General features: G+C 75.5%; 20 protein-coding genes. 5 read left to right on the plus strand and 15 right to left on the minus strand.

What is annotated here, in order from left to right; translation table 11 throughout:
• Positions 1–44 precede the first annotated feature (44 nt).
• Positions 45–503, minus strand: coding sequence for a hypothetical protein (locus tag B9L22_RS08530; protein WP_233139893.1), 459 nt, complete (start codon positions 501–503; stop codon positions 45–47).
• A gap of 159 nt (positions 504–662) precedes the next feature.
• Here B9L22_RS08530 and B9L22_RS08535 point away from each other — a divergent pair, with 159 nt between their 5' ends.
• A complete protein-coding gene (locus B9L22_RS08535) occupies positions 663–1,733 on the plus strand; it encodes an App1 family protein (protein WP_086150005.1) in 1,071 nt (356 codons plus the stop codon).
• Between the two features lie 88 nt (positions 1,734–1,821).
• Here B9L22_RS08535 and B9L22_RS08540 read toward each other — a convergent pair whose 3' ends face one another.
• Together B9L22_RS08540 and B9L22_RS20220 are read right to left on the minus strand one after the other, a co-directional pair.
• Positions 1,822–3,027 carry a YeiH family protein gene (locus B9L22_RS08540; RefSeq protein WP_086150006.1) on the minus strand — a complete coding sequence of 402 codons (1,206 nt, stop codon included), beginning with the start codon at positions 3,025–3,027 and terminating at the stop codon, positions 1,822–1,824.
• Positions 3,027–3,191: a hypothetical protein gene (locus B9L22_RS20220; RefSeq protein ID WP_021483057.1), complete on the minus strand. Its 165-nt coding sequence runs from the start codon at positions 3,189–3,191 to the stop codon at positions 3,027–3,029. Before B9L22_RS20220 ends, B9L22_RS08540 begins: the two co-directional genes overlap by 1 nt.
• A 292-nt stretch (positions 3,192–3,483) precedes the next feature.
• Here B9L22_RS20220 and B9L22_RS08545 point away from each other — a divergent pair, with 292 nt between their 5' ends.
• Positions 3,484–4,341 (plus strand): hypothetical protein, encoded by an 858-nt coding sequence (locus B9L22_RS08545; RefSeq protein WP_086150007.1) that lies wholly within the window; start codon positions 3,484–3,486, stop codon positions 4,339–4,341.
• A 13-nt stretch (positions 4,342–4,354) separates the two neighbouring features.
• Here the strand turns inward: B9L22_RS08545 and B9L22_RS08550 are convergent, their stop codons facing one another.
• The 6 genes from B9L22_RS08550 to B9L22_RS08575 all read right to left on the minus strand — a co-directional run bounded on the left by B9L22_RS08550 (position 4,355) and on the right by B9L22_RS08575 (position 9,591).
• A complete protein-coding gene (locus tag B9L22_RS08550) occupies positions 4,355–5,299 on the minus strand; it encodes an aldo/keto reductase (protein ID WP_043658937.1) in 945 nt (314 codons plus the stop codon).
• Positions 5,300–5,332: 33 nt separating this feature from the next.
• Positions 5,333–5,749: a MerR family transcriptional regulator gene (locus tag B9L22_RS08555; RefSeq protein ID WP_086150008.1), complete on the minus strand. Its 417-nt coding sequence runs from the start codon at positions 5,747–5,749 to the stop codon at positions 5,333–5,335.
• Between the two features lie 79 nt (positions 5,750–5,828).
• Positions 5,829–6,998, minus strand: a complete 1,170-nt coding sequence (locus tag B9L22_RS08560; protein ID WP_198947255.1) for a hypothetical protein — start codon at positions 6,996–6,998, stop codon at positions 5,829–5,831.
• Positions 6,999–7,138: 140 nt separating this feature from the next.
• Positions 7,139–7,585, minus strand: coding sequence for a MauE/DoxX family redox-associated membrane protein (locus tag B9L22_RS08565; protein WP_009864071.1), 447 nt, complete (start codon positions 7,583–7,585; stop codon positions 7,139–7,141).
• A 36-nt stretch (positions 7,586–7,621) separates the two neighbouring features.
• Positions 7,622–8,269, minus strand: a complete 648-nt coding sequence (locus tag B9L22_RS08570) for a response regulator transcription factor (protein WP_233139894.1) — start codon at positions 8,267–8,269, stop codon at positions 7,622–7,624.
• A gap of 26 nt (positions 8,270–8,295) precedes the next feature.
• Positions 8,296–9,591: a sensor histidine kinase gene (locus B9L22_RS08575; RefSeq protein ID WP_086150010.1), complete on the minus strand. Its 1,296-nt coding sequence runs from the start codon at positions 9,589–9,591 to the stop codon at positions 8,296–8,298.
• A gap of 106 nt (positions 9,592–9,697) precedes the next feature.
• On the opposite strand from B9L22_RS08575, the gene B9L22_RS08580 reads away from it, so the two are divergent.
• Complete coding sequence (locus B9L22_RS08580) at positions 9,698–10,447, plus strand: ZIP family metal transporter (protein ID WP_085387050.1); 750 nt, start codon at positions 9,698–9,700, stop codon at positions 10,445–10,447.
• A gap of 6 nt (positions 10,448–10,453) precedes the next feature.
• On the opposite strand, the gene B9L22_RS08585 is transcribed toward B9L22_RS08580, so the two are convergent.
• From B9L22_RS08585 to B9L22_RS08595, 3 genes are all read right to left on the minus strand, one after another.
• A complete protein-coding gene (locus B9L22_RS08585; RefSeq protein ID WP_061268954.1) occupies positions 10,454–11,098 on the minus strand; it encodes a 1-acyl-sn-glycerol-3-phosphate acyltransferase in 645 nt (214 codons plus the stop codon).
• 54 nt (positions 11,099–11,152) lie between these two features.
• Entirely contained in the window at positions 11,153–12,673 is a 1,521-nt protein-coding gene (locus tag B9L22_RS08590) for an amino acid permease (protein ID WP_233139895.1), read from the minus strand.
• Between the two features lie 143 nt (positions 12,674–12,816).
• On the minus strand, positions 12,817–14,451 hold the full coding sequence (locus B9L22_RS08595) for a nucleobase:cation symporter-2 family protein (RefSeq protein ID WP_233139896.1): 1,635 nt from the start codon (positions 14,449–14,451) through the stop codon (positions 12,817–12,819).
• A 210-nt stretch (positions 14,452–14,661) separates the two neighbouring features.
• Between B9L22_RS08595 and B9L22_RS08600 the strand changes: the two genes are divergently transcribed.
• Positions 14,662–15,156 (plus strand): GNAT family N-acetyltransferase, encoded by a 495-nt coding sequence (locus B9L22_RS08600; protein WP_086150011.1) that lies wholly within the window; start codon positions 14,662–14,664, stop codon positions 15,154–15,156.
• Positions 15,157–15,206: 50 nt separating this feature from the next.
• On the opposite strand, the gene B9L22_RS08605 is transcribed toward B9L22_RS08600, so the two are convergent.
• Positions 15,207–16,583, minus strand: a complete 1,377-nt coding sequence (locus B9L22_RS08605) for an 8-oxoguanine deaminase (protein ID WP_086150012.1) — start codon at positions 16,581–16,583, stop codon at positions 15,207–15,209.
• Positions 16,584–16,724: 141 nt separating this feature from the next.
• On the opposite strand from B9L22_RS08605, the gene B9L22_RS08610 reads away from it, so the two are divergent.
• Complete coding sequence (locus tag B9L22_RS08610; protein WP_086150013.1) at positions 16,725–18,047, plus strand: cation:proton antiporter; 1,323 nt, start codon at positions 16,725–16,727, stop codon at positions 18,045–18,047.
• A gap of 60 nt (positions 18,048–18,107) precedes the next feature.
• On the opposite strand, the gene B9L22_RS08615 is transcribed toward B9L22_RS08610, so the two are convergent.
• Both B9L22_RS08615 and B9L22_RS08620 read right to left on the minus strand, forming a co-directional pair.
• A complete protein-coding gene (locus tag B9L22_RS08615; RefSeq protein WP_086150014.1) occupies positions 18,108–19,427 on the minus strand; it encodes a glycoside hydrolase family 16 protein in 1,320 nt (439 codons plus the stop codon).
• A gap of 236 nt (positions 19,428–19,663) precedes the next feature.
• Positions 19,664–20,233: a TetR/AcrR family transcriptional regulator gene (locus tag B9L22_RS08620; RefSeq protein ID WP_086150015.1), complete on the minus strand. Its 570-nt coding sequence runs from the start codon at positions 20,231–20,233 to the stop codon at positions 19,664–19,666.
• Positions 20,234–20,256 lie beyond the last annotated feature (23 nt).

A 20,256-nucleotide genomic window follows, 5' to 3' on the forward strand; every position in this document is an offset into this window, starting at 1 on the left:
TCATCGGTCGCGCGGGCCTCGGTCCTGCGCCGACCGGCGGGACGTCACCGCACGTCGTCCGGACCGGCCTCGTGGCCGGGGCGGCCCGCCGTGCGCCGGTCCTGCTTCATCCGCGCCTCGAACAGGTGCCGCGCGCCGCCCGCGAGCTCGTCGCGCGCGGCGCGCTCGTGCTCCCGGAACGCCGACCAGTAGCCGTCGTCGTACTCCTCGACGAGCTGGAACGTCCAGCGGCCGGGGACGACGTTGCGGCCCACGAGGTCCGTGTCGATGCGGTCCGCGACCTCGGCGTGCCCTGCGGCGCGCAGCTTCTCGACCGCGTCACCGAGGGCGAGGTCCGCCTCGCCGGTGAGCTGGTGGAACGTGTAGAGGTGCCCGCGCGCGCGTTCCGTCGTCTCGAGCGCCTCGCTCAGGGCACCGAGCGCCTCGACGGTCGCGTCGCTCACGCCGTCGGGCACGGGACGGCCGGGCAGGTCGACAGGGTTCCGGGAGGTCTCGTCGCTCACGCGGCCACGCTAGGCACGGCCCGCCGGGCCCGCACGCGCTCGTCGGCGACGGCCGCCGTCCCCGAGCGACGACCGCCGCCCCGAGCGACACCCCGCGCTCGTGGGCAGGCTGTGACAGGGTTGACCCGCCACCCCCGACCGAGGACAGCGCCCCGAGCCATGCCACAGACCGCACCCGTACCGACCGTCCCGAGCGAGCCGACCCCGAGCCAGCGCCCCCACCGGGCCGCGCGGCTCGAGGACCGGTGGCGCGCCGTCGTCTCCCGCTTCCAGAAGGCCCGCGGGTGGCGCCCGCGCGTCGAGCCGTTCGCCGGCTACGGGAGCCCGCGCCGCGTGCGCGTGCTGGGCCGGGTGCTGCTCGCGAGCCCCGCGTTCGACCCGGCGCTGCACGAGCGCGAGTCCGCGGACCGCCGCGGCTGGCGCTACTTCTTCACCGCCCCGGCCCCGCGCGAGGAGGTCCGCGTGCGGGTGGGCAGCACGACGGTCGACCTCGTGTCCGACCGCGGCGGTTACCTCGACCGGGTGATCGACGTCGACCTCGCGCCGGGCTGGCACGACGTCTCGTTCCGGACGGCGGCCGGCGCGACGGCGACCGGCCGGGTGTTCGTCGTGGCCGACGGGCGCCGGCTCGGCGTCGTCTCGGACATCGACGACACCGCGATGGTGACCGCCGTCCCGCGCCCGTTCATCGCGGCGTGGAACACGTTCGTGCGGCACTCGAGCGCCCGCGTGCCGGTGCCGGGCATGGCGGCGCTGTACCGCGGCATCGCGACGTCGCGGCCCGGCACCCCGTTCGTCTACGTGTCGACGGGCGCGTGGAACACCGCCGCCAACCTGCGGCGCTTCCTCCAGCGCCACGGCTTCCCGCCCGGCCCGCTGCTGCTCACCGACTGGGGCCCCACCAACACGGGCTGGTTCCGCAGCGGCCCGGAGCACAAGGACACGTCGCTCGACCGGCTGTTCCGCGAGCTGCCCGACGTCGACTGGCTGCTGATCGGCGACGACGGCCAGCACGACCCCGACATCTACGCGCGCGCCGCGCGGCGCCACCCGGGCCACGTCGCGGCCGTCGCGATCCGCGAGCTGACGCCCGCGCAGCAGGTCCTCGCGCACGGCTCGCCGCTGCCCGCGCCGGGCAGCCTGCCGGGCGACGTCGGGGGCGTCCCGACGGCGCACGGGCCCGACGGCGACGCGCTCACCCGTTCGCTCGCCCGGGTCCTGCGCCGCTGACCGTCCGGCGCCGCTCGGGGCCCCGCGCCACGAGGTAGAGGCACGGTCCGAGGACCACGCCTCTACCTCGCGCGTCAGGACTGGCGCGTCAGACCTCCAGGTTCGCGAACAGCACGCTCGCGAGGGCGAGCCCCACCACGAGGTTGAACACCGTCGCGGACCCGAACACGACGAGCGGCTTCCAGCCCGCCTCGCGCACGGCCGTGACCTTGAACTCCAGGCCGATCGAGACGAACGCGACGATGAAGAACACGGTGCTCAGCGACTTGAGGACCGCGATCTGGTCCGCCGACGCGTCGGCGCCCACGGCGCCGACGTACACCGTGGCGGCGACGGACGCGGCGAGGAAGCCGAGCACGAACTTCGGGAACCGCGTCCACAGCTCGCGCACGCGCGGGGCCGAGGCGCCCGGCGTCCGCTCGACCTTGAACGCGAAGTACGCGGTGAGGGCGACGGCGACGACGCCGATGAGCGCGTTCTGGGTCGCCTTGACGATGGCCGCGACCTGGAGCGCCTCGTCTCCCACGAGGGCGCCCGCCGCGGTGACGGCCGCCGTCGTGTCGATGTTGCCCCCGATCCAGGCGCCCGCGACGGCGGGGCTGAGGCCGAGCGACTCGGCCAGCGCCGGCAGCACGAAGATCGACGGGAGCGCGAAGAGGATGACGACGCTCGCCGTGTACGCGAGCTGCTCCTTCTTCGCCTGCACGGCCCCGGCCGCGCTGATCGCGGCGCTCACCCCGCAGATCGACACCGCGGACGCGAGCAGCGCCCGGAGCCGGTCCTCGATACCGAGGCGTCCGCCGAGCCACCACGTGAACCCGAACACGAGCGTGATGAGCAGGAACGCCTGGGCGATCGCCGGGCCCGCCGCGGACACGATGAGCGCCAGGTTCACCGTCGCGCCGAGCAGGACGAGCCCGGTCTTGATGAAGAGCTCGGTGCGGAACGCGGCGGAGAGCCGGTCGCGCAGCCCGAGCGCGGTGAGCACGAGGTTGCCGAGCAGACCGAGCGCGATCGCGTACACCGGGTACTCGACCGCCTTGGCGATGCCCGCCAGCGGCGTGCCCCCGAGCCAGTCGGGCACGTGCTGCTCCAGGTAGCGGACCGACCACGCGAGGCCGAGGAGGACGACGACCCCGGCGACGACGTAGCCCGCCCCGGGGTTGCGCCCGTCCTGGACGACGGACTCCTCCAGGCTCGCGCCCGACGTCGGGCCGCTCCCCTCGGGGTCCGCCGCCGGGTCGGTGGTCGGCGTGGTGCTCGTCGCCGCGGAGGGCGGGGTGGGGGCGCTCATCACGGCACCAGCCCTTCGGGGATCAGGCCGAGGAGGCCGAGGGCCACGATCAGGAGGCCGACGCCGGTCGCGAGCCAGTCCTCGGAGAGGTGGACGCGGCGGACGGTCTCGACGGTGACGGGTGGCTCGACGCGCGCGGCGCCGGGAGTCTCGTGCTCGCTCATGGTGGTCCTGTCGCAGGGAGTCGGGGGTCGGCAGTCCGGGCAGGGGCGGCGGACGACCGCGCGACGACCGCGAGAGCGCGGCCTACCTCGCGACGTGTCGGGGTCCGTCGCCCCGTCGACACAGCACGCCGGGGCGCGGGGCGCGCTCCGCGGGAGGTCGGGTGCCGGTCATGGCGACATGGTCCTCGGGCCGGGCCGTCGACCGGAAGCGGGTTCTCGCATCTCGGGCGAACGTGACGCAACGTGACGCGCCCGGGGTGCCGTCCCCCGCGCGTGGTGGTTGCCTGGGGACATGACCACGCCCGGAGACCCCTTCCCCACGCCCGACCCCGAGCCCGCGCCGCCGCGCCGCACGTGGCCGTGGATCGTCGTCACGGTCGTCGCGGTGCTGGTGATCGCGCTCGTCGTGTGGCTGGTCAACCGTCCGACGGACGACGGCCCCGCCGTCGAGACGCCCGCGCCGTCGACCAGCGCTCCCGCGAGCCCGTCCTCCACCGACGCGGCGTCGCCCACCGACGGCGCCTCGACCCCCGCCGCCGAAGGGTGCCCCGCCACCGGCGACGGCGTCCCCGCCGGGGCGGGCACGCACGAGATCGTCGACGTCGACGGCGACGGCCGCCCGGACACCGCGTGGCTCACGGGCGGCGCGGACCGCACGTTCGGCATCACGACGGCGTCCGGCGCCACGTTCTCCGCACCCGTCGAGTCGGCGAGCCCGCAGCCCGCGAGCGCGATCGTCCAGCTCGTCGCGGCGGGCGACGGGACCGCGCCGATCGCGCTCGTCGACACCGGCCGCGAGGTCCTGCTGCTCTCGGCCGCCGACTGCGCCCTGACGCCGACGCAGAACGCGCAGGACGAGCCCTACACGTTCGACAAGGGCTTCACGGGCTTCGGCACGGGCGTCGGCTGCACCGAGGTCGACGGCGCGCTGCGCCTCGCGGGCTTGAACGCCGTGCCCGACGACGGCTCCACCTTCACGGTGTCGCGCACCTTCGTCGACCTCGACCCGGGCGCGAAGGTCGCGACGAACGGCGAGGAGGAGACGGTCGCGCAGGGCGCCGCCGCCGACGACCCGGTCGTCACGACAGCCCAGGAGACGAGCTGCGGCGACCTCGTGGCCGGCCAGGACGGCCCGGTCGAGCCGCAGTAGCCCCGCCGAGCGGTCAGCGGGCGTCGGCGAAGCGGTCGAGCTGGCTCGGGGACAGCGTGACGTCGCGCGCGGCCATCGCCTCGTCGACCTGCTCGATCCTGCTCGCCCCGACGATGGGCGAGATCCCTTGGCTCATCAGCCAGGCCAGGACGACCTGGTTCGGCGTCGCCCCCGTCTCCCGGGCGACCTCGTCGAGCACGCGGAGCACGCGCTCGGTCCCGGGGTGGGCGTAGCCCGCGGAGAACGGACGGTCCGCGCGGGTGTACCCGCCCATCATCAGGGGCGTGTAGCACCACAGGTCGAGCCCTTCCGTGCGGGCGTGGTCGAGGTCGTCGGGGGCCAGGAGCTTGTGGCCCGCCTCCGGGACCGTCGTGCCCGGGCGGGGCTGCACGAGGGAGTGCCGGAGCTGCAGCGCCGACCACTCGGCCACGCCCTGCCGACGCGCGAGGTCACGTGCCTGCTGCACCCGCCACGACGCGTGGTTGGCCGCGCCGATCCGGGTGGCACGCCCCTCGGCCACCGCCTCCCCGAACGCGGCGACGGTCTCGCCGAGGTCCACCGTGCGGTCCTCCGCGTGCGCCCACAGCAGGTCGACGTGGTCGACGCCGAGGCGCTCGAGGCTCCCGTCGAGCCCGGCCCGGACGGCGGACGCGGAGAGCCCCTCCGCGCTCTCGGGCCACGCGTGCGCGACCAGCGGGTCCTGACGGACCTTGGTCGCGAGCCCGACGGCCGACCGCGCCCCCGGGTTCGCCCGCAGCCACGCGCCGAGCACGCGCTCGCTGGCGCCGCCCAGCCCGCTCGGGTCGGTCCAGAAGGCGTAGCAGTTGGCGGTGTCGAGCCAGTGGCCGCCGGCCTCGACGAAGCGGTCGAGCAGCCGGAACGCGGTGGTCTGCTCCACGCGCGTGCCGTGGTCCATGGTCCCGAGGACGATCTGGGGGGCGTTCTGCTGTGCGGTCATGCCCCGATGCTCGATGCTGGAGCGCGCTCCAGGTCAAGCGGTGCGCGACGGCGGAGCCGGCTCCCCCTCGACGCTCGGCCCCGGGGCTTCTCCTGCCTGCTCGCGGTAGTACGCGATCTTGTCGTCGAGCACGCCGAGCGCGAGGTCGATCCGCGCCCTGCGCTCGTGCAGCTCCCGACGATGGCCCTGGAGGAACGCGACGCGGTCCGCGGGGCTCCCCTCGCGGCGCAGGAGCGAGGTGAACTCGCGCAGCTCGGAGATGCCCAGCCCGGCGTCGCGGAGGCACGTCACCAGCCCGATCCAGAACAGGTCGTCCCCGTCGTAGGCCCGGTGCCCGCCGGCCGTCCGGGCGATCGGCCCGATGAGCCCCTCCCGCTCGTAGTAGCGGAGCGTGTCGAGGCTGACGCCTGCTCGGGCGGCGGCGGCCTGCGGCGTGAGCGTGTCGGACATGAGGAGCCTCTCTCTGCGCTGTCGGTACCCGCTCCCGATTCTGGGTCCTGGTGCGCGCTCCAGGCCAACGCCGCCCGGCTCAGCCGCGCCCGCAGACCCGGCACGCGCCACGGCGTCGGAGCCAGTAGGCGTAGGTCGCGGCGCCGAGCGCGAGCGACCAGACCGGCCACAGGAGCGTCGGCCCGACGGCGCCCCACGAGTCCGCGGTCAGGGCCAGCCGGCTCTCGCCGAACCCGAGGACGATGAGCGAGAGCCCCGCGGGGAGCACCGCGACCGCGACGACCGTCGCGGGGACGACCGCGAGCCCCACCGGCACGCGGCGTCCCGCGAGCCCGACCGTCCAGCGCGGGAAGACCTCGCCCCAGCGCTGGAACAGGCCGAGCGTGAGCACCGCGCCGACGAGCGCGAAGCCGCCCAGCCCGAGCGCCGCGACCCAGCCGTCGTCCCCGGCGAGCTGCGCGACGTCGTCGGGCGAGAAGCCGAGCGGGATGCCGAGCACCCAGGCGATGCGCGTGACCGCGTAGAAGGTGGGGATCGCGGCGGCGACGAGCGCGGCGGTCCGGCCCCAGCGCGCCGCGGCGGCGGGCGTGGTCCACGCGGGGTCGTGCCCGTCGTGGCGGCGCCCGCAGGACGCGCACGCCCCGGCCCCGCGGCGCACGAACCGCCACGTCGACGCGACGAGCAGGGCACCGCCGCCGAGGAGCGAGAGCTGCGTGAGCGGCCCGGCGCCGAGGAAGTCCTCGAACGCGGCGCGGATCACGGGGTCGAACGGCGCCATGACGAGCGTGACCGGCAGGTACCCGAGCCGGGCGAGGATCGACGCGTCGGTGAGGGCGAGCACCCCGGCCGAGACGACCGCGGTCGCCGCGATGGTCAGCGCGCGGTCCGCCCGGGCGACGGGACCGCGCCGGGCTCCGAGCCACGCGCGCAGCGCGGTGGCCGCGCCGACGAGGGCGAGGACCGCGACCCACGGCGTGAGGGTCGCGCCCGGGACCCTGCTCAGGGCGCCGAACGACAGGTCGTTCGCGGCGCCGACCGCGAGCGTGCCGCCCGTCAGCGTGACGACGAGCGCGACGACGCCGCCGAGGGTCCACCACGCGGCCGCGGCGGGAGCGATCCAGCGTCCTCGGGACGCGCGCCCGGGACGGACGGGTGGCCCGCCGCGGGTGGACGGTCCACGGTCGCGACCCGACGGCGCGGGTGCGGGCGTGCGGTCGGACAGGGCCGGGTGCGGTGTCGAGGTGCTCATGCCTCGACGCTCCCGGACCCCGCCCGGCGGCGGATCCCCCGGCACGGCGAGCACGCTCCCCCGCGCGGGTGACCGCGCTCCGGCGCGACCGGTCCGCCAGCGGCCGGTCCGTCAGCGACCGGACCGACACGTTCAGGGGGTCAGTCGCGCGGGCGCGCCCGACGCAGCGCCCGGAGCGCGCCCGTGGACCACAGCGCCCACGCCACGAGCACCGGCTGGAAGAACAGGCGCCCGAACCGCTTGGCGTCGGTGTCGAGGCCGAACCCGTCCTGGTGCTCGAGCCACTGCCCGACGTTGCCCGGGAAGATCACCACGAAGAACGCGGCGGCGACGAGCCCGACGGCGACGCGCCACCGGGACAGCACGACGAGCGACCCGCCGAGCGCGATCTCGACGGCGCCCGACGCGAGCACCGTCACGTCGTCGTCCACGGGGAACCAGGACGGGACCTGCGCCTGGAACTCCTCGCGCGCGACCGTGAGGTGGCTGATCCCGGCCCCGACCAGGGCGAGCCCCAGCGCGACGCGTGCGACCGTCGCGACGGGCGGCACGGGCGGGGCGGGGCGGGTGAGCACGGAGAGGTCCATGGCGCGATCGTCGCACCGGGGCGGTCGGCGCGCGCGTCAGCCCGCCCGCACGAACCCCGACTCGTAGGCGCGCACCACGGCCTGCGTGCGGTCGCGCACGCCCAGCTTGGCGAGGACGTTGCCCACGTGCGTGCGCACCGTCTCGACGCCGAGGTAGAGCTCGGCCGCGACCTCCGCGTTCGACAGCCCCTGCGCGACCAGCCGCAGCACCTCCCCCTCGCGCTCGGTGAGCCGCGCGCTCCGCAGCGCGTCGCCCGTGGGCGGGCGCGCCGTCGCGAGGCGTCGCACGGCGTCGGGGAAGAGCAGCGACTCGCCGCGCGCGACGACGCGCACCGCCTGCGCGACCTCCTCCGGGCGAGCGCGCTTGAGCAGGAACCCGTGCGCCCCGGCCCGGAGCGCGTCGAGCACGTGGTCGTCGTTCTCGAACGTCGTGAGCACGAGGACGCGTGGCGCGCCGTCGCGCGCGAGCAGCGCCCGCGTCGCCGCGATCCCGTCGACGCGCGGCATCCGCACGTCCATGAGCACGACGTCGGGCCGCGCCCGCGCGACGACGCCCGGCACCTCCGCGCCGTCCCCCGCCTCGCCGACGACCTCCAGGTCCGGCTCCGCGTCGAGGATGACGCGCAGCCCCGCGCGCACGAGCGGCTCGTCGTCGACGATCACCACGCGGACCGTCTCCGTCACGGGACCGCTCCGGCCCGGGCCCGCGCTCATCGCGACGACCCCGCGCGCGGGAACGTCGCGCGCACGACCCAGGCGCCGCCGTCGGGCGCGGGACCGGCCGCGACCTCCCCGCGCAAGAGGTGGGCCCGTTCGCGCATGCCCGCGAGGCCGCGGTGCTCGCGCGCGGCGCCGTCGGGTGCCCGACGCCGTGTCCCCGGCCCGAGCGGGTTGCGCACCTCCACGACCAGCGCGTCGCCGGGGCCGGGAGCCACCTCGACGGCGACGGGCTCGCCGGGCGCGTGGCGCAGCGCGTTGGTCAGCGCCTCCTGCACGACGCGGTACGCCTCCTGCGACACGGCGCGCGGGACGTCGGGCAGCGCGGCGCCGTCCCGCGCGAGCCGTACGTCCGCGCCCGTGCCGCGCGCGTCGTCGAGCAGGGCGTCGAGGTCGGCGAGCGTGCGCGCCGGGGCGCGGGGCGGCGCCCCCGGGACGTCCGCCCGCAGGAGGCCGAGCACGTGGTCGAGGTCCGCCATCGCGCTGCGGCCCGTCTCCTCGATCGCGGCGAGCGCACGGCGCGCCGCGGGCAGGTCGGAGTCCAGCAGGCGTGCCGCCGCGGCCGCCTGGAGCGTCGTGACGGTCAGCGCGTGGCCGACCGAGTCGTGCAGCTCGCGCGCGAGCCGGCCCCGCTCGGCCGCACGGTCCGCGGCCGCTTCCAGCTCCGCGATCTGCTCCGTCTGGTCCGGGCCGAGCAGCGGGAGGGCCGCCTGACGCAGCACGGCGCGCGCGAGCGCCACGACGTACGGGACGGCGAGCAGCACGAGCACCGCGGTGAGCAGCCACGTCCACGCAGGCAGCGCCTCCCACGGCCGCCAGTCGGCGAGCAGCACCGGCTCGACGCCCGTCGCGGACAGCACGAGCTGCGTCGCGACCGGGACCCCGAACAGCACCACGACCACGACCGCGGCACCGAGGGACAGGTGCAGCGCGTACCAGGCCGCGGCCCGCCAGCGGGTCGCCGCGCCCGGCGGGGCGGCACCGGCCGCGGGGAGCGGCACGTCGACGTCGAGGAACGTCCGCGCCGCCGCGATCTCGAGCGTGCGCACGGGCGCGAGGAACGGGGGCGTGCTCGCGAGGACCGCCGTCACGAGCGCCAGGACGACCGTCGCGACGCGCGGCGTCTGGAGGGACGCGAACATCTGCACGAACCCCGCGACGAGTGCCGCGTACGCCCCGGCGACGACGCCGCCGACCACGAGGAGCACGCCGGCGCGCACGGTGGCCGTGCTGCGCAGCGGGGCGAGCACCCGTCCCCACCCTCGCGGCGGGCGCGCGTCGGTCGTCATGGCCCCCAGTCTCACCGCGCCGCCCGCGCGGCACATCCCCTCGGCGGGGGAACCGCGACGTGCGCGACGCCGCGCGCCCTGGCACGCCCGCTGGTCCAATGGGAGCGTGATCGGGTTCTGGTGGGGCCTCGTCGGGGCGTCGTCGCTGCTCCTCGGGGCCGCGCTCGTCTTCTGGCGCCCGCCGGGCCAGCGGCTCGTCGGGCTCGTCATGGCGTTCGGCTCGGGCGTGCTCATCAGCGCGGTCGCCTACGACCTCGTCGAGGACGCGTCGACCCGCGCGAGCGGGCTCGTCCTGCTCGCGGGTCTCGCGGGCGGGGCGCTGACGTTCTTCGTCGGCGACCGGATCATCGACCGGATGGGCGGCGAGGGCCGCAAGCGCTCCACGGGCGTGCAGAAGGAGTCGGTCCAGGCCGCGGGCGGGACCGGCGGCGCGGCGATCGCGCTCGGCACCGTGCTCGACGGCATCCCCGAGTCCGTGGTGCTCGGCGCGACGCTCATCGGGGGCGGCGGGGTGAGCGTCGCGATGCTCGCCGCCGTCTTCGTGTCCAACCTGCCGGAGGCGATGTCGGCGACGGCGGGGCTGCTCAAGGCCGGCACGAAGCCGTCACGGCTGTGGGCGCTGTGGGGGTCGACGACGCTCGTCTCGGCGCTCGCGGCCGGGATCGGTTACCTCGCGCTCGACGGCGCGTCACCGGCCGTCGTCGCGGTCACCCAGGCGTTCGCCGCGGGGGCTCTGCTCACCATGCTCGTCGACACGATGATCCCCGAGGCGACGGAGTTCGGCGGACCGGTCACCGGGCTCGTCACGGTGCTCGGGTTCGCGACGGCGTTCGGGCTGAGCTCGATCGGCGGCTGACCGCCGTCAGGCCGCGAGGTCCTGGCCGCTCATGCGGTGGATCGACGCCATGACCTCGTCCGTGAGCTCGCGCCGCGCCTGCGCCGGCTTGGTCCCGGCCGTGATCTGGCGCTGCGGGTCGATCGGCTTGCCGAAGTGCACCTCGACGCGGTGCAGGCGCGGGATCCGCTTGCCGACCGGCTGGACCTTGTCCGTGCCGCGCACGGCGACGGGGACGACGGGCGCGTGCCCGGCGAGCGCGAGCCACGCGACGCCCGTGCGGCCCGGGTGCAGCTTGCCGTCGCGCGAGCGCGTGCCCTCGGGGTAGATCCCGAACGCGCCGCCGCGCTGGAGCACCTCGAGCGCGTCCTCGAGCGAGCGCTGCCCGGCGCGCGGGTCGTCGCGCTGGACGGGGATCATGCCGATCGTCGTGAAGAACCACCGCGACAGGCGGCCCTTGATCCCGCGGCCCGTGAAGTACTCGGCCTTGGCGAGGAACGTCACGTGCCGCGGCGCGACGATCGGGATGAGCAGCGAGTCGATGAACGACAGGTGGTTGCTCGCGAGGATCACCGCACCGTGGCGCGGGATGTTGTTGCGACCTGTCACCTGGGGCCGCAGCAGCACGTAGGCGAGCAGCGACAGGATGAGCCTCAGGACGCGATAGGTCATCCGTTCATTGTGCACCGTCCCGGGCGCACGTCCGTGCACGCCGTGGACGACGCCTCACCCGTCGGCGCGCGCCCCCACCGCCGCACCGCGCCGCGCCCGGCCCCGCCGGGTGACGAGGTACACCGCGAGGATCACGACCACGAGCCCCGCGGTGGACACGAGCTGGGCGCGCGCGGCGGCGTCGGTCAGCATGAGGACGGCGAGCGCCGCGAGACCCACGAGCACCGCCCACGTGAGCCACGGGAAGCCCCACATGCGCAGCGTCATCGGCTCGCCCGACGCACGGGCCTGCGCCTCGATCCGACGGCGGAGCCGCAGCTGCGAGACGGCGACGAGGACCCACACGACGAGCAGCGCGGCGCCCACGGCGTTGAGCAGGATGCCCAGCAGCGCCTCCGGCAGGAGCCAGTTCAGCCCGACCGCGACGAGCGCGAAGAACACGGAGACCAGCACCGACACCCAGGGGACGTCGCGCCGCGACACGCGCCGCAGCGCGCGCGGGCCGTCGCCGCGCCCGGCCAGCGAGTAGGCCATGCGCGACGTGCCGTACACGTTCGCGTTGAACGCCGAGAGCAGCGCGACCACGACGACGACCTCCATGACGCGCGCCGCGCCCGGCAGCCCGGCGAGGTCGAGCACCGCGACGAACGGGCTCTCGGCGAGGAGCGGCGAGTCCCACGGGAGCACGAGCACCATGATCGCGACCGAGCCCAGGTAGAACACGAGGATCCGCCACACGATGCTGCGCGTCGCGCGCGCGACGGCGGTGCGCGGCTCGCGCGCCTCGGCGGCGGCGATCGTGACGATCTCGATGCCGCCGAACGCGAAGACGACGACGAGCAGCCCCGCCGCGATGCCGCCCCACCCCTCCGGGGCGAAGCCGCCCTGGCCGAGCAGGTTCGACGTGCCGACGGGCTCGGTCCCGGGCAGCAGGCCGAGCACGAGCAGCACGCCGACGACGAGGAACCCGACGATCGCCGCGACCTTGACGAACGCGAACCAGAACTCGAGCTCGCCGAACTGCCGCACGCCCCACAGGTTGATCACCGCGAACACGACGACCACGGCGAGCGCGACGCCCCACTGCGGTACGTCGGGGTACCAGCCGGTGACGATGCGCGCGGCCCCGGTGATCTCGGCGCCGAGCACCATGACGAGCATGAACCAGTACAGCCAGCCGAGCAGGAACCCGGCCCACGGCCCGAGCGCCTCCTCCGCGTAGACGGAGAACGACCCGCTCGCGGGGCGCGCGCTCGCCATCTCGGCGAGCATCCGCATCACGAGGATGACGACGACGCCCGCGATCGCGTACGACACGAGCACGGCCGGGCCGGCGGTGGCGATCCCGACGCCGGAGCCGAGGAACAGCCCGGCGCCGATCGCGGAGCCGAGGCCCATCATCGTCAGGTGCCGCGTGCGCAGCCCGCTGCCCAGGTGGTCGGCTCCCGGGTCGGCGCCAGGGTCGGCGCCGCGGTCGACGGTCGGGTCGCCGGTGGGGTCGGTCGTCGACGGCCGGGTCTCGGCCGGGGCCCCGCTCGCGGACGGTGCCGGGCGTTCGGGCGTGGGGGTGCTCATGGTGCGGTCCTGCGGTCGGGGTCGGGACGCCGTGCTCGACGCCGACCCACGACGCTACACGGCCCGGGCGCGACGACGCCCCGCACCCGGCGTGAGGGACGCTCGGGGTGCGGGGCGGCGTCGGGCACGACGCTGTGCCGTCGCTACGGGGTCGCGGTCCGCGGGAGCGGGGCGACGGCGTGCTGGCGCGGCGCGGCGGTGCCGTCGCCCGGTGCGGCCGGGTCGTCGGCGCGGTCGCCCGCTCCGGCGGCGGTGCCGGCCTGCCGTCCGTCGCCGTCCGGCGCCGGGGCGTCAGGCGCCGGCGCCGCGGCGTCGACGGCGACCGGTCGGCGCGTCGAGCCGTTGAGGACGCCGTCGTCCTGGAGGTCGTCCAGGTCCTCGTCGTCCACGGCGTTCGCACCGTGCTCCGCCCCGGCGGCGAACACCGACGGGTCGGGCGGCGTGCCGAACTTCAGGTGGTTGAAGAGCAGGTTGAGCAGGATCGCCATGACCGCGGCCGAGCTGATGCCCGAGTGGAAGATGATCCCGAACCACGTGGGGAACTGGTCGTAGAAGTCGGGCTTGGCGATGGGGATCATGCCGAACGAGATCGACGCCGCCACGATGATGAGGTTCATCGGGCGCGAGTAGTCGACCTTGGCGAGCGTGCGGATGCCCGACGCCGCGACCGAGCCGAACAGAACGACGCCCGCGCCGCCGAGGACCGGCGTCGGCACCGCGGCGACGACGCGGCCGAGGACCGGCAGCAGGCCGAGGATCACGAGAATCGCGCCGCCCGCCCCCACGACGAACCGCGACTTCACGCCCGTGATGGCCACGAGGCCGACGTTCTGCGCGAACGCCGACTGCGTGAAGGACCCGAAGAACGGCGACACGATGGACGACGCCATGTCGGCCCGGAGGCCGTCCGCGATGCGCTTGCGGTTCACCTTGGTCCCGACGATCTCGCCGACGGCGATGATGTCGGCCGTCGTCTCGGTGAGGGTCACGAGGATGACGATGAGCATGGAGATGATCGCGGCGATCTCGAACGTCGGCGCCCCGAAGCCGAGGAACGACGGGAACGCCGCGACGGGGCCGTCGCCCACGCCGGAGAAGTCGGCCTTGCCGAGCGCGAGGGCGATGAGCGTCCCGACGACGATCGCGATGAGGATCGACAGGCGCGAGATCGTGCCGCTGCCGACCTTGGACAGCAGGATGACGATCGCGAACGTCAGCGCGGCGAGGCCGATGTTGCTCACCGAGCCGTAGTCGGGCGCGCTCGCGTTGCCGCCCATCGCCCAGTTGGCCGCGACGGGCATGAGCGTGAGCCCGATCGTCGTGATGACGACGCCCGTCACCACGGGTGGGAAGAACCGGATGATCTGCGCGAAGAACGGCGTGATGAGCAGGCCGATCACGGAGGCGACGAGCACCGCGCCCAGGACGCCCGGGATCCCTCCCCCGCCGTTGACGATCGCGACCATCGTGGACACGCCCGCGAAGGACACGCCCTGGACCAGCGGCAGCTGGGACCCGAAGAACGGGATGCCCACCGTCTGCAGGATCGTCGCGAGGCCGCCGATGAAGAGGGACGCCGCGACGAGCATCCCGATCTCGGCGCCGGTCAGGCCCGCGGCGCTCCCCACGATGAGCGGCGGGGCGATGATGCCGCCGTACATCGTGAGCACGTGCTGGAACCCGTACCCGAACGTCGACCCGATGGGCAGCCGCTCGTCCTCGGGGCGTACCGGACGCCGTTCGGCGCCGTCCGTGGCCCTCGTGGCTCGCGCATTCATAGCGGACCTCCTCGTCAGCTATCGTTCCGCTTGGCGGAAAACTACTTCCACTATTCGAACGCCTCGTGTGACGTGTGTCAAGTCCCGGCCCGCAACTCGTACGTGGCCAGCGGGGACGGTCGCGACCGTCCGACGTCCCCCGCCCGACGTCGCCCGCTGGGCGCGGCAAAGCGCTGGCGCCACGCTCCGCGCCCTCCCTACGCTCCACCGGTGACCACGACCCTGCGGCCCTACCGCCCCGCCGACCTCGACGCGGTCGTCGCGCTGTCGCTGCGCGCGTGGGAGGGCGCGTTCGCCTCCTGGCGCGAGATCCTCGGGGAGCGCCTCTACGACCTCGCCTACCCCGACTGGCGCCGCAGCCAGGCGGCGGAGGTGCGCGGCGCGTGCGAGAAGCACCCCGCGACGACGGTCGTCGCCGAGCGCGACGGCCGGGTCGTCGGGTTCGCCACCACGGTGCTCGGCGAGCCCGCGCCGGAGGGCGCGCGCACCGCCGACCTGGAGATCATCGCCGTCGACCCCGACGTGCAGGGCAACGGCATCGGCCGTCGGCTCGTGGACGCCGCCCTCGCGCTCATGCGCGACGCCGGGTGCGCCTACGCCAACGTCTGGACCGGCGGCGACCCGGGCCACGGCGCCGCGCGCGCCCTGTACGAGTCGAGCGGCTTCACCGCCCTGCCCGTCGTCCACTACTACCGCGAGCTCTGAGCCGGCGGGGACGCCCGGGCGTCGGCCCGACCCGTCCCCGCCGGCCCGGCTCACCCCGCGACGAGGCGCCGGGCCGCCGCCGAGTGCTCGGCCGCCAGGGCGCTGAGGTCGAGCCCGGGGATCGCACCGTCGACGACGCGCCACGCGCCGCCCACCATGACCCGGTCCGCGCGGTCGGCGCCGCACAGCAGGAGCGCGGCGACCGGGTCGTGGGCGCCCGAGAAGCGCAGCTCCTCGAGCCGCCACAGCGCCAGGTCGGCCTGCTTGCCGACCGCGAGCACGCCGACGTCGTCCCGCCCCAGCACGCGCGCCGAGCCCCGCGTCCCCCAGCCGAGCGCGCGCGTCACGGGGATGTCCGCGCCGTACCGGAGGCGCTGGAGGTAGAGCGCCTGGCGCGCCTCGAGGATCATCGTCGAGGCGTCGTTCGACGCCGAGCCGTCGACCCCGAGCCCGACGGGCGCGCCCGCGTCCTCCAGCTCCACGGCCCGGGCGATGCCGGACGCGAGGCGCATGTTCGACGTCGGGCAGTGCGCGACGCCGGTCCCCGCCGCCCCGAGGCGGCGCACCTCGTCGTCGTCGAGGTGGATGCCGTGGCCGAGCCAGGCGCGGTCCGTGAGCCAGCCGACGGACTCCAGGTAGTCGACCGTGCGCATCCCGAAGCGCTCGCGGCAGAAGTCCTCCTCGTCGACCGTCTCGGCGAGGTGCGTGTGCAGGCGGACGTCGAGCTCCTCCGCGAGCGCCGCGCTCTCGCGCATCGCGTCGGTCGTCACGGAGAACGGCGAGCAGGGCGCGAAGGCGATCTGCACCTGCGCCCCGGCGCCCCGCTCGTGGTACGTGTCCACGAGCCGCCGCGAGTCCGCGAGGATCGTGTCGAGGTCCTGGACGACCGACTGCGGCGGCAGGCCGCCGTCGTCCTGGCCGAGCGTCATGGACCCGCGCGTGAGGGTCGCGCGCATCCCGAGCCGCCGGACCGCCGCGACCTGGAGGTCGATCGCGTCGTCGAGACCGGCGGGGAAGACGTAGTGGTGGTCGGCCGCCGTCGTGCAGCCGGAGAGCAGGAGCTCGGCGAGGGCGACGGTCGTCGCGAGCTCGTGGTCGCGCGGCGTGAGGCGCGCCCAGACCGGGTAGAGGCGCTGCAGCCAGGGGAAGAGCGGGGCGTCGGCGACCGGCCCCCAGGCCCGCGTGAGCGTCTGGTAGAAGTGGTGGTGCGTGTTGATCAGGCCCGGCGTGAGCACGTGCTGCGACGCGTCGAACGTCTCGTCGACGGGAGCGGACGGCTGCGCGCCGGCCGCGACGAGCTCGACGATCACCCCGCCCTCGACGACGAGGCCGCCGCGTGCGTCCGGGGCGCCCGGCGAGTCGTCGGCGGTGAACACGCCGAGCGGGTCGCGGACCCACGTCCTGGTCGCTGCGTCGGTGCTGGTCATGGTGCCTCCTGGTGGCTCGTCGCTCACCGGGGCGCGGCTCCGGCGCCACGGTGCGCCGGCTCAGTGGTCCTGTCTGCCGATCCAGGTGCCGCGCGTCACGCGGCCCGGCCGACGCTAGGCCGGGCCGCGACCGCCGTCAAGATGCGCCCGCCGCTTCCCGCGCGCGACCTCGGCCGCTGCGCCATCCTGGTGCTCGCCGCCGCCGACCACCGGGAGCCGTCCGTGAACGTCTACGCCCCGCTCGTGCCGGTGTTCGTCGTCGCCCTGGTGGCGCCGCTGCTCACGGGCCTCATGCCCGTGCGGTCGCGCGTCCCGCAGGTCGTCGTGCTGCTGCTGGGCGGCATCCTCGTCGGGCCGTCCGCGCTCGACCTCGCCACGCCCGACGACGTCACGCTCCTCTCGGACCTCGGCATGGGCTTCCTCTTCCTCCTGGCCGGGTACGAGCTCGAGCCGAGCCTCCTGCGCGAGCGCGTCGGTCGGCGGGCCGGAGCGGCGTGGCTGACGTCGCTCGTCATCGGCGCCGTGCTCGTCCTCGTGGTCGTGGGCCACGACTCGCCGCACGCCGTCGCGGCGGGGGCGATCGCGCTCACGACGACGGCGCTCGGCGTGGTGCTCCCCATCCTGCGCGACGGCGGCCAGCTCGGCTCGCGGCTCGGCCGCGCGGTGCTCGTGGTCGGCGCGGTGGGCGAGCTCGGCCCGATCGTCGCCATGGCCGTGCTGCTCGGGACGCGCGAGAGCGGGGTCGCGGCGATCCTGCTCGTCCTGTTCGCGGTCGTCGCGGTCGCGCTGTCCGCGCTGCCGGGCCGGCTGGGGCGCCTCAAGGCCCTCGGCGGCGACCGCCTCTTCAGCGCGGCGGAGCACGGGACCGGCCAGAGCACGCTGCGCCTCACGGTGCTGCTGCTCGTCGTGCTGCTCGCGCTCGCCGCGGGCCTGGGCTTCGACGCGGTGCTGGGCGCGTTCGTCGGCGGCATGGTGCTGCGGCGCTGGGCGCCCGGCGACGTCGAGGCGCTGGAGAAGAAGCTCGACGCGGTCGCGTGGGGCGTGTTCGTGCCGGTGTTCTTCGTGAGCTCCGGCATGGGCCTGGACATCGACTCCATCGTCGCGTCCCCGCTGCTGCCGCTGACGTTCTTCGCGCTCATGGTGGTCGTGCGGGGCGGCCCGGTGCTCCTGTGGTTCCGGCGCGAGCTGCCGTCGGTCGAGCGCGTCCAGACCGCGCTCTACGCGGCGACCGCGCTGCCGCTGCTCGTCGCGCTCACGGAGATCGCCGTCGAGCAGGGCGCCATGACGTCGCAGGTCGGGGCGGCGCTCGTCGGCGCGGGCGTGCTGTCGGTGATCGTGCTGCCGATGGTCGCGAGCCGGTTCGGCCCGCGTGAGCCGAGCGCCCGCTCGGCCGGACCGGGTGAGCAGGGCGAGCCGCGCCCGCGCGTCGACCCGCCCGACGACGCGGCGACCGCGCGCGGGTGACGCACCCCGGGGTGCCCCGCCCGCGCGGCCGGTCGCCGCGGTCGCCGGATCAGCCGGCCGTCACAGCGTCCACTGCTGGGCGGTCGTGCCGTTGCACGTCCAGGTCTGCAGCCGCTGGCCGTCGTGCAGGGGCGCGCCGCCCGTGGCGTCGAGGCAGAGCCCGGACTGCGGGTTGCGCAGCGCCTTGCTCCCCGCGTCGTACGCCCACTTCTGCGCGCCCGTCCCGTTGCACGTCCACACCTGCACGGCCGCGCCGCGCGTCGTCGCGCCGTCGCGCACGTCGAGGCACTTGCCGAGCGCGCGGACGGTCCCGTCGGAGCCGCGCGTCCAGGTCTGCGCGGCGTTGCCGCTGCACGTGACGATCTGCACCTGGTTGCCGTCGGTCGGGTCCGCCCACGGGACGTCGACGCACATGCCGTTCGCGGCGCGCACCGCGCCGGTCCCCGTCGGCAGGCCGGTGCCGGGGTTCCCCGGGCTCGACGAGCCCGAGCCGTTGTCGTAGACGCGCACGTAGTCGACCTTCATCTGCTGCGGGAGCTGGGTCGTGCCGTCGGGGTAGCCCGGCCACTGCCCGCCGACCGCGACGTTGAGGATGAGGAAGAACGGCTGGTCGAACACCCAGGCGTTCGCGCCGACGCTCGCGCGCGTGACGCGGTGGAACTGCTGGCCGTCGACGAACCAAGTGATCTCCCCCGGCTTCCAGTCGACCGCGAACGTGTGGAACGTGTCCGCGAACGACCAGCCCTGCGGGTGCTGGTACATGCCCGTGATGCCGGAGCCGCCGGAGTACCCCGGGCCGTGCACCGTGCCGTGCACGCGGTGCGGCTCGAACCCGACGTTCTCCATGATGTCGATCTCGCCCGACGACGGCCACGGCGTCCCGGGAAAGCTCCCGCCGAGCATCCAGAACGCCGGCCAGATCCCCTGGCCGCGCGGGATCTGGATGCGAGCCTCGATGCGCCCGTACTGCGGCTGGTACTTCCCCTGGGTCGTCATGCGCGCCGACGTGTACGACCCGTCGCCCTCGCGGCGCGCGGTGATGACGAGGTTGCCCTGGCCGTCGAGCGCGGAGTTGGCGCGCGAGGCCGTGTAGTTCTGGAGCTCGGCGTTGCCCCACCCGTGCGCGCCGGTCTCGTGGTTCCAGACGGCGGGGTTCGGCGCGGAGCCCGCCGCGCCGTCGAACTCGTCGGACCACAGGAGGTCGCCGGGCGCGGCGGCGGCCGACGTCGCGGGCACGGTGACGGCGAGCGCTGCCGCGGCGGCCGTGAGCGCGGCGACGAGCGCACCCGCGAGGCGCCGCCGGGCGCGTGGTCGGCGCCCGGCCGGGGTGCGGGGTGGGGTCAGGAGTGGGGTCAGGGAGCGGTGACGTGCGAGGTCCATCGTTCCTCCAGGTCCGGCGGCGGTGCCGCCTGCGTCTCGCCACGGTGCGCGACGTGCTCTCGGCGCGACTCTGCACCGGGGCGGGGGCCGTTCCTCGGCCCTCCGTCGCGAACCTACGGCGGCGGGATCGTGCCGAGCAAGCGCTCTCTCGGCGTGTCGTGGGATCGCTCCCACCTCGCTTCTCCGACACCACCGGCGCGCGAACGGCCCGAACGCCCCCGGAAACGCCGCGGGCGTCACGCCCTCGCGGGGACCGCTGCGTCGAGGATCGCCTCGGCCGCCCGGCGCGCCTGGCGCGCGACGTCGAGGTCCTGGGTGATGGCCGCCGTCGTCTGCGCCCCCTCGGCGAGCAGCACGACCTGGAGCGCGACGTCGTCGGGCAGGCCCGCCTCGCGCACGACGTCGCGCGCGTACCGCTGGAACGACTCCTTGTGCTCGCGCACCGCGGCGGCGACCCCGGGCGACGTCGCGCCGAGCTCGCCGAACGAGTTGATGAACGCGCACCCGCGGAAGCCGTCCTCGCGGAACCACGCGTCGAGAAAGTCGAAGACCGCGAGCAGGCGGTCGCGGGGCGTGGCCGCTCCCGCGGCGGCCTGCGCGATCCCCTCGTCCCACCGGCGCGTGCGCTGGCGCAGCACGGCCACGACCAGGTCGTCCTTGGACGGGAAGAGCGAGTAGATGCGCTTGAGCGACACCCCGGCCTCGGCACGGACGGCGTCCATCCCGACGGACTGCACGCCCTGGGCGTAGAACAGCCGGTCGGCCGCGGCCACCACGGCCGCGCGGGCGCTCGCGTCGTCGAGCATCGCTCATCTCCTGTTCACGTCGT

Origin of the sequence: Cellulosimicrobium sp. KWT-B (assembly GCF_002127155.1) — a bacterium.
GTDB lineage: Bacteria > Actinomycetota > Actinomycetes > Actinomycetales > Cellulomonadaceae > Cellulosimicrobium > Cellulosimicrobium funkei.